Origin of the sequence: Intestinibacter sp. (assembly GCF_034113885.1) — a bacterium.
Classification (GTDB): domain Bacteria; phylum Bacillota; class Clostridia; order Peptostreptococcales; family Peptostreptococcaceae; genus Intestinibacter.
In genome coordinates this window covers 1-9,127 of the sequence record NZ_JAXEWM010000039.1, presented here as the reverse complement: position 1 = coordinate 9,127, position 9,127 = coordinate 1, and the positions used below count along the sequence as shown (strand labels likewise).

At 30.8% G+C, this 9,127-nt stretch carries 9 protein-coding genes; 5 read left to right on the top strand and 4 right to left on the bottom strand.

Annotated elements, in window-relative coordinates:
- Positions 1–212: 212 nt before the first annotated feature.
- Both SPD90_RS02525 and SPD90_RS02520 read left to right on the top strand, forming a co-directional pair.
- Positions 213–1,325, top strand: a complete 1,113-nt coding sequence (locus tag SPD90_RS02525; RefSeq protein WP_320924216.1) for a YkvI family membrane protein — start codon at positions 213–215, stop codon at positions 1,323–1,325.
- Positions 1,326–1,491: 166 nt separating this feature from the next.
- Positions 1,492–2,307: a MerR family transcriptional regulator gene (locus SPD90_RS02520; RefSeq protein WP_320924215.1), complete on the top strand. Its 816-nt coding sequence runs from the start codon at positions 1,492–1,494 to the stop codon at positions 2,305–2,307.
- A gap of 223 nt (positions 2,308–2,530) precedes the next feature.
- Here the strand turns inward: SPD90_RS02520 and SPD90_RS02515 are convergent, their stop codons facing one another.
- From SPD90_RS02515 to SPD90_RS02500, 4 genes are all read right to left on the bottom strand, one after another.
- On the bottom strand, positions 2,531–2,908 hold the full coding sequence (locus tag SPD90_RS02515) for a hypothetical protein (protein ID WP_320924214.1): 378 nt from the start codon (positions 2,906–2,908) through the stop codon (positions 2,531–2,533).
- A 118-nt stretch (positions 2,909–3,026) separates the two neighbouring features.
- Positions 3,027–3,728, bottom strand: coding sequence for an MBL fold metallo-hydrolase (locus SPD90_RS02510; protein WP_320924213.1), 702 nt, complete (start codon positions 3,726–3,728; stop codon positions 3,027–3,029).
- 25 nt (positions 3,729–3,753) lie between these two features.
- On the bottom strand, positions 3,754–4,419 hold the full coding sequence (locus tag SPD90_RS02505; protein ID WP_320924212.1) for a YdcF family protein: 666 nt from the start codon (positions 4,417–4,419) through the stop codon (positions 3,754–3,756).
- Between the two features lie 21 nt (positions 4,420–4,440).
- Complete coding sequence (locus SPD90_RS02500; protein ID WP_320924211.1) at positions 4,441–5,367, bottom strand: LysR family transcriptional regulator; 927 nt, start codon at positions 5,365–5,367, stop codon at positions 4,441–4,443.
- A gap of 465 nt (positions 5,368–5,832) precedes the next feature.
- Between SPD90_RS02500 and SPD90_RS02495 the strand changes: the two genes are divergently transcribed.
- From SPD90_RS02495 to SPD90_RS02485, 3 genes are all read left to right on the top strand, one after another.
- Positions 5,833–7,404 carry a flotillin family protein gene (locus tag SPD90_RS02495; RefSeq protein ID WP_320627000.1) on the top strand — a complete coding sequence of 524 codons (1,572 nt, stop codon included), beginning with the start codon at positions 5,833–5,835 and terminating at the stop codon, positions 7,402–7,404.
- 194 nt (positions 7,405–7,598) lie between these two features.
- Positions 7,599–8,366 carry a sulfite exporter TauE/SafE family protein gene (locus SPD90_RS02490; protein ID WP_320626999.1) on the top strand — a complete coding sequence of 256 codons (768 nt, stop codon included), beginning with the start codon at positions 7,599–7,601 and terminating at the stop codon, positions 8,364–8,366.
- A gap of 294 nt (positions 8,367–8,660) precedes the next feature.
- The coding region (locus SPD90_RS02485; protein WP_320924210.1) for a 4Fe-4S binding protein at positions 8,661–9,127 on the top strand (467 nt) is incomplete at its 3' end.

Here is a 9,127-nt window from a genome sequence, read left to right as displayed (position 1 = left end):
TCTGCTGTTTTAATTAAATAATGAATGTTCGAGGCTGGAGTTTTAAATTCCAGTCTTTGTTTTTTGTTAGTGAAAAATATGATATCTATTGAACGAGTTTTGGTATAACTACAAATCGATTTAAAGCGATATAATATAAGTATAGAAAATAAAGTTAGATCTAATTAAATGACGATAGCTATCTCTAAAAAATAAATAAAGGAGATATGTATATGAAAAACAATGTAAATATAATTAATGTAGTTAAATTTGCGGGAGCCTATGTTGCATTTGTAATAGGATCTGGATTCGCAACAGGGCAAGAAATACTTCAATTTTTTACATCTAATGGAATATGGAGTATAGGATCGATTTTAATAAGTATGGCGATGTTTTCTTTTTTCGCATCTGTAGTTATAGGAAGTGGATATGAATATAGAGACGACGATAACTTCAAACCATATCAACATTTTTGTGGAAAATATTTAGGAAAAATATATGACATAATAACACCAATTTGTTTATTCTTAATATTAGTAGTTATGGTATCAGGAGCAGGTGCTACACTTAATGAGTATTATGGATTAAATGTTCAAATGGGTTCAGCGATTATGGTGGCATTAGTACTAGTTGCATTTTTATTTGGACTTGATAATTTAATAAATATAGTAGGACTTTTAGGACCAGCTATATTGGCGTTTGCAATAGCTGTGGGAGTTGTAATTTTATTTAGAAATGGTGCAAATATTTCAGATGCAACAGCACAAATTCAAAATTTAAATATGACAAAAACATCAGATAGCTGGATAGTTAATGGAATTTTATATGCAGCATATAACTCAGCACTAGGAGTTGCATTTGTGTCTTCAATAGGAAAGGGTGCAAGCAGCAAAAAAGAAGCTATGCTAGGTGGAGTAGTTGGTGGAGTATCTTTAATGGCTGCAGTATTAGTTATGAATTTAGCACTTTTATCAAAGGTAACTGATGTATATGATTTAGCGATACCTACATTGTATTTCGCAAAATCAATATCACCTGTATTAGGTGCAATATTCTCTGTAATATTATTATGTGGAATATTTTCAACAGCAGCTCCTATGTTCTGGACTGTTACAGATACATTTTCAAATGTATTATTTAAAAACGATAAATTTAAAACAAAAATAATAGCATTTTTAATAGCAGCAGTAGCATTTGTAGGAGGAGTATTGCCATTTGGAACTCTAGTAAATGTAATATATCCATATACAGGATATTTGGGAATAGTATTATTTATATGTGTAGTATTTAAATGCATAAAAACTAAAAAACAAGAGGATACACAAGATTATAAGAAAGCAAGCTAAAATTCTTTAAGATAAGTAAATTTATTAATTAATAAAAAATCTAGGTATGATGTAGAAAAATTATTTCTATAGCATGCCTAGATTTTTTTGTTGACTCTGACATTGTGATAGGCTTTACAATATAAATAAGCTCAATAAAGCATGCATGTAAAAAGGGAGTGATTAGATGTTTAGAATAGGTGAGTTTTCAAAGCTTTCACAGGTCAGTGTTAGGATGCTCAGACATTATGACAAGATAGATTTACTAGTTCCAGAAAAGATAGATGAGTTTACAGGGTATAGATATTATTCTGTAATGCAGCTTATCACAATAAATAGAATCCAAGAATTGAAGAGAATGGGACTTAGTTTAAATACAATTAAAGAAATATTGAAAAATTACTCAGATGATCAGAGTCTAAAAAATTATCTGAAATTGAAAAAGTCTGAGATAGAAGAAAATATGAAAGAAATGCAAAATCAGATTTGTATGATTGAAAACTCTATAAAACGATTAGAGGAGGAGTCAATTATGAAATACAATGTAAACGTTAAAGATATGCCAGCGAGAAAAGTAGCAAGTCTTAGAATGGTTATACCAAGTTATCCAGAAGAAGGAAAGCTTTGGGTTATGCTTAGATCAGAAATAGCACCACAAAACCCTAAATTTGTTAGTCAAAGCTATAGAACTGCTATATACCACGATAAAGAATACAAAGAGGATAATCCAGATGTAGAAATTCAAATGGCAGTAGAAGGTGATTATAAAGATACTGAAAACGTGAAATTTGTGGATATAGATGCTATGAAGGTCGCTTCTGTTATGATGAAGGGTGGATATGAACAAATAGGTGAAGTAAATGCTACTGTTGTAAATTGGATAGAAAATAGCAACTACGAATTTGCTGGAGAGATGTTTAGTATATATCATGTAGGCCCTGCTGAAACTGATAAGGATGAAGAGTTAGTTACTGAGATTTGTTTTCCTATTAAGGAAAGATAAGTCTTAATATGATAGAGGGATATCAAGCATTAGATATTTAAATTACTTTGTTATTAAAATTCCAATTTGTATAGAAGTTTTATGAATGATATTAATATAATATGTTAATACTAAAATATGGATATCTTAAAATATAAGATATCCATATTTTTTAGTTTCATCTTAAAATTACGTACGTAACTATAAACTTTAATTTATCAACCTATTTTAAATCGGCATAAAGTTATTTTGCAATTTTTATACTTTCATTCGAAGTTCCTGGATTTTTTTGAATAACTGTATAAAATAATGTTTTGTGTTCAACTATATCTTCGCTATAAGATTTTTCATAACTAAATCTAGGAACCTGTTGGAATTGTGAAACTGCAATATAATCTGAAACAGTGAAAATTCCAAATAATACAATGACACATCCAACAACACTCAATATTCGTGAGATTCTTTTTACTAGCACAGACTTAATTCTGAAGTAAATTCCTACGGTTAATATAGCTCCACCAATAATTGCATAAATACTTCCCCAACTACTTTCATTAGGAAATATTGCTAAAGCAGAAATTTTTTTTCTGGGTGAACTTGAGATAATTAATATATTTTTCATTCCTTAATCCTCAAAAATTTCTTATTTTAAAATTATTTTTAATAGCAGAGTAATTATTATCAGATATATTAACACAATGGGAATTGTATAATACTATATATAAGTGCTCCATTTAAATTTATATATCGAAAACTTGATTATCTTTAGAAATTTCAATTACTCTATCTTTGTAATCTTTTGCATATTCAGATGATTTAAAAGTCTTACAAAGTGAAAAATCACCCCACATATGCATTGGAAAAGCTACCTTTGTATTAGTGTTTTCCATGAAGTAATTAAATCCTAAGTAGTAGAAATCTCCTTGTCTAGGATCTAGAGGAACAAATGCAAGATCGATATCTAAGCCTTTGATTTTATCGATGCCGTCTTTGAATTTATTTTCAGCGTATTTATTTTCTTCATTAGAGTTTTCTCCCTCCCAGTGCCACCAGTTTAAGTCACCAGCATGGTAGATTACTTTGCCTTCGATTTCTATTAAAAAAGCAACGCCGATATCACTAGATTCTAAGGTTTTAATTTTCATATCGTCTATTGAAATATTTTCATCGAAGTTTACAATTACAGAGTTTTTTGCAGCTTTGATGTATTTTGATCTGTGGCGTTTAATATCCTTAGACAATATGTATGTCACATCGGGATGTACGTTTTGAATATCGAAAATACATTTGTCAAAATGGTCTTCGTGAAAATGGCTGGCGAATACGTATAGTTTTTTATTTGTATCGAATTTAGGTAGTTCGCCTTTGAAATAGTCAAAAAGTAATATTGAATTTTCTAGTTCCACGCAGAAGCTGCTGTGGTGAATATATGTTATTTTCATAGTAGATTCCTTTCTTTTATTTAAATTATTTACATAGATGTTCGGTAAATCCGAGCTGTACTAATTTTTCGTAAGCCTGCCAAACATAATCAGGGATTTCCTGTTCGATTTGAAACCCCAGCTTGCTGTAGAGTTTAATCCTCTGCAAATCTCCAACCATAATGCTTATAAAATCATGGCAGGAGATATCTAACGATTTATCAGAGTAAAATTTTAAATAATCTTCGTAGCTGTAATCTGGAGAGGTTATTTTAAATTCAATTTCTCGCCATTGCTTTTTCAACGTAGCAAAGGTTCTCCTTTCGCGATAGGGTTTATCTACAATTATAAAATTTTTAGGATAAATACTGCGCTCTGATAATAATTTTTTAGTAAAGGCGATATTTTCTCCAGTGTTAGAGGCTTGGTTTTCTATTAATATATTTTCATTTGGGACGCCTAGCTTTGTAGCTATTTCTGTAAATTTTTCTGATTCTGTTGTATTCCAAATCTCTTGAGTAATTCGACCAAAGCCTCCTGTGAAAATAATCAAGTGTGAAAATCCATTTAAATACAACTCAGCTGCTTTTTTAGCTACATTTATATCATGGCTGCCAAAGGCAAGAATAGCATCGGATTTATCTATTTCTTGGTTTAGTTTATGGTAATTCCACAATACTTCAGCATATTGGTGGCAATTTTCTCTTTTCATAATTACACTTAATCACCTCTATTATTGATTATTGCGCTCAATTTTATCCTTTAAAATTTCTAAGTATTCCTCAGCAATAGGTGTCAAAGGCTTATCAGCTCTAGATATCCATCCGATTTCACAGTTTAAATCGTGGTGATCTAGCTTTATAAATTTTAAATCATTATAAAAAGCATCAGAGCTATGATCCTTTGAGTTAAATACTTCTATTGCGAAACCATCTGTTTTAGCTAATAGATTAATTAAACATTCAGAAGAACCAACTCTTACATCAGGTTTTTTATTGCAATTTGATATAGACAAATTATTCCAAGCTGGATCAGTTTTAGCATCGAAATATGTACAATATGAAAAATTGTTTAGCTCAGCAAATGTAATACTTTTTTTATTAGAATTATAATAAGGGTTTTGAGGTCCAATTACAATGTATAAATCCTTATCAGTAAATTTTTGATATTCCAACCCGTGAGATTCCATGAGCTTCATATACATATGGTATGCATCGGATAAAATCATTATAATTCCAATATCTGAAATTCCAGCCTCGACATTCGAGATTATCTCTAATGTAAATGCTTCGTCGATGGAAAATTTAATATTATCATCGCTGTATTTATTGTAAATTTCAATAAAAGCTTCATTTGCCACAGGGTTAAACATATTGGAAACGCTTAAAGAGCCTGTTGACTTAGATAATTTTAAAGAAAGCGATTGCATAAATTCTATTTCGCTACATACTGATTTTGCATGATTGTAAAATTCAGTACCAAAATCAGTTAGATAAACACCTTTTGAAGTACGATTAAAAATTTTACTTCCCAATTCCTGTTCAAGGCTTCTAATAGAAGAGCTTAATGTAGATTGAGCTATGTATAGGTTTTGTGCAGCTTTATTTATAGAGCTATGCTTTGCTATTTCTAGTACATATTGTAGCTGTTCAATTTTCATCGCCTTTCTCCTCCTGTCAGTATATTTATAATGATTATATGATAACAAAATATCGTAACTTTGTTAATGAAAAATACGATACCTATTCAACGTTTTTTCATATAACTACAGATATGTTTGAAGGTATATAATGTAAGTATAGAAAACAAAACAAATAAATAATTTTTTAATATAAATAATTTTCATTAAAGTTATTAATAAACATAATACTTAGTTAATGTAATTAAGTAAGATAATTTTTCTATATGAACCCTATAAACCCAAAGCCGAAATATACTCCCTTTACAGCATATGTCAAGGGAGTATATTCGTTTTCAAAAAAGAAACAAATTTGAAAACAAAACACAAAACAACTAACAACTTTGTAATAAGTTTTAAATTGTCATTGTAATAAAATTGTTACTCTTTTCTCAAAAAAACTTACTATAATATACCTAAAATAATAATTACCAGGGGGGTAGAAATATGATTAAGTTTATAATAATAGGGATAATTGTAGTTTTAGTGGTACTAATAATATCACTTGGATATGTAAAAGCTCCACCAGATCAAGCTTTTATAATATCAGGACTTAGAAGAAAGGTAGTAATAGGAAAAGCCGCAATAAAAGTGCCTTTCTTAGAGAGAAAAGACTTTGTAAATTTAAAATTGATACCAATTGATGTAAAAACATCAAATGCTGTTCCAACTAGAGATTACATCAATATAAACATCGATGCAGCAGTAAACATCAAGGTTTCTTCAGAAAAAGACAAATTAGAGCTTGCAGCACAAAACTTCTTAAATATGAGTACAACTCAAATAGCAGAAATTGCTAGAGAAGTTCTAGAAGGTAATATGAGAGAAATTGTCGGGAAAATGGGACTTGAAGAAATGGTAGGAGATAGACAAAAATTTGCAGAGCTTGTAAAAGAAAATGCAGAGCCAGACTTAGCTGGCATGGGTCTTGATATCGTCAGCTTCAATGTACAAAATTTCTTCGACAACAACAATGTTATTGAAAATTTAGGTATAGACAACATAGTTAGAATCAAAAAAGGTGCAGCTATTGCAAAGGCTCAATCTGAAAAGGATATAGCACAAGCAGAGGCAGAGGCTAAGAAGGACACAGTAATAGCACAAGCAGAAGCAGAAAAGACTTCAAAGGAAATCCAAATAAGAACTGCTACTGAAATAGCTCAAAAGGAAAACGAGCTTTCAATCAGAAGATCTGAATTAAAGCAAGAAGCAGATACGAAAAAGGCCGTAGCCGATGCAGCCTACGAAATACAAAAGCAAGAACAAAGAAAAACTATAGAAATAGCAACAGCAAACGCGACTTTAGCAGCACAAGAAAAGGAAATTTCACTACAAGAACAAAAAGCTGCTATAGCTGAAAAATTACTTGATGCCCAAGTTAAGAAACAAGCAGAAGCAGATAGATTTGCAAAACAACAACAAGCAGATGCTAGATTATACGAAAGACAACGTCAAGCAGAGGCTGAAGCATTTGAAAAGATAAAACAAGCAGAAGCACAAAAGGTATTTGCAGAAGCAGACAAATATGCAAAAGAACAAGAGGCCGAAGCAGTTAAATACAAAGCATTAGCAGAAGCCGAAGCAATCAGAGCAAAAGGGGATGCAGAAGCCGAAGCAATTAGAGCAAAAGGCATAGCAGAAGCACAAGGTATCGAAAAGAAAGCTGAAGCCATGGCAAAAATGGAAAAAGCAGCTGTTATGGAAATGTACTTCAAGGCATTACCAGACGTTGTAAGAGCTGCCAGTGCACCACTTGCTAATGTCGACAAGATCACAATGTACGGCGATGGCAACAATACTAAATTAGTCAAGGATATTATGGCTACAGTAACTCAAGTTACAGACGGACTTAAAGAATCTACAGGAATAGATTTAAACGATGTACTTGCAAGTTTCACTGGAACTAAGATAGCTATGAATTCTTTGAATAATAGAGAAGCAAATGTAGATAATAATATTATTGAATCAGTAGCTGAAGATAATAATGATGAGGCTACAACAGAAGCTAGTGATTTATAGTACGGAAAATTGATACTTTGAGTGAGGCAGAGTATTAGCTTAAGATAGAAAGGGGAGTATATCGAGATAGATATAAATCTATTTTGATAGCTCCCTTTTTATAATGCATAGAAAAATTCATAATCAGTACTTAATTCTATGATAAATTAGCAAGGATGTGTAAAATATAATAATCGAAGTGGGTGAAAAACAAAATGAATACATTAATTACATGTTTAATAGGTGGATTAGGTGCAGGTATAGGCACAGGTTTAGCTGGGCTTAGTGCAGCAGCAGTTATATCACCTATGCTGATTACATTTTTAGGTATGCCTGCATATCAAGCTGTGGGGATCGCCCTAGCATCAGATGTACTTGCAAGTGCTGTATCGGCTTATACTTATGGAAAAAACAAAAATCTAGATATCAAAAACGGAATTATAATGATGATAACAGTTTTAATATTTACCATGGTAGGTAGCTATATATCTAGTTTAGTTCCTAATAAGCTTATGGGAAGCTTTTCTGTCTATATGACGTTTTTAGTAGGTATTAAATTTATAGTAAAACCAGTTATGACTACTAAAGATGCTATGGAAGAAAAATCAGCCAAGACAAAAGCAATACAATCTGTATTGTGTGGAACAATGATTGGATTTATCTGTGGATTTGTGGGAGCTGGTGGAGGTATGATGCTTCTACTTATTTTAACAAGTGTGTTAGGATATGAACTGAAAACTGCAGTAGGAACAAGTGTATTTATAATGGCATTTACTGCATTTACAGGAGCTTCATCACATTTTATGATAGGTGGAATACCAGATTTAAAAGTGCTTTTACTTTGCATAGCATTTACTTTCATAGGAGCACAGGTATCAGCAAAATTTGCCAATAAATCATCTGAAAAAGTTTTAAACAGAGCTCTTGGAATTGTATTAACTGCAATCGGTGGAATGATGATTATCATGAATATGATAGCATAGTTTTGGTGAGAATTTAAAAAATACTCCTTTCTGGTATTGAGTTTATATTTTTATCATTACCATAAAGGAGTATTTATTTTATCATAAGCACAAATTATTTTAAGTTGTCTAGAAAGCAAGCTCTTCAGTAAAGTTAAATTCTTCTTTAAATTTATCCTTAAATATACTAAATTTTAGTAGTTTCCATATTATATCATATAAAAAATTATATTGCTTGAAAAAATGGAAATAAATATAACAATATTATATAATTATAATGTATATTGGAAAATATTATTAGATAGGGGGAACGGCATGAGCAATATAAAAGCAAATAGAACCTTTACAATTTGGAGAAAATATGGCTGGTTACTTACTATTATTATTGCATTTGGAGGATTATATGAACACAAATTAGGATTAATAGTACCTTTTTTTGTTATGCTAGGACTTATGATTACATCTTTATTTAATGGAAGATTTTGGTGCGGAAATGTATGCCCACATGGAAGCTTATACGATAGTGTTTTATTAAGATTCTCTAAAAATGAAGACATACCTAAATCCTTAAGAAACAAGGGTGTTATAATAGCAATATTTATTTTATTTGCAATTGTATTGGGAACAAGAGTATATAAAGTATTTAGCAATTTTTCTGGGTTGGATTTGTTAGATAAATTTGGTTTTATATTTGTTACTACTTATCTTGTAGTATTGTTAGTCAGTACACCTTTGGCATTATTTATAGCACCTAGAACCTGGTGTCAATTTTGCCCAATGGG

Bases quoted from the DNA above. Each gene is read 5' to 3' on its own strand.
- SPD90_RS02525 (WP_320924216.1), top strand. From the start codon at position 213: ATGAAAAACAATGTAAATATAATTAATGTAGTTAAATTTGCGGGAGCC.
- SPD90_RS02520 (WP_320924215.1), top strand. From the start codon at position 1,492: ATGTTTAGAATAGGTGAGTTTTCAAAGCTTTCACAGGTCAGTGTTAGG.
- SPD90_RS02515 (WP_320924214.1), bottom strand. From the start codon at position 2,908: ATGAAAAATATATTAATTATCTCAAGTTCACCCAGAAAAAAAATTTCT.
- SPD90_RS02510 (WP_320924213.1), bottom strand. From the start codon at position 3,728: ATGAAAATAACATATATTCACCACAGCAGCTTCTGCGTGGAACTAGAA.
- SPD90_RS02505 (WP_320924212.1), bottom strand. From the start codon at position 4,419: ATGAAAAGAGAAAATTGCCACCAATATGCTGAAGTATTGTGGAATTAC.
- SPD90_RS02500 (WP_320924211.1), bottom strand. From the start codon at position 5,367: ATGAAAATTGAACAGCTACAATATGTACTAGAAATAGCAAAGCATAGC.
- SPD90_RS02495 (WP_320627000.1), top strand. From the start codon at position 5,833: ATGATTAAGTTTATAATAATAGGGATAATTGTAGTTTTAGTGGTACTA.
- SPD90_RS02490 (WP_320626999.1), top strand. From the start codon at position 7,599: ATGAATACATTAATTACATGTTTAATAGGTGGATTAGGTGCAGGTATA.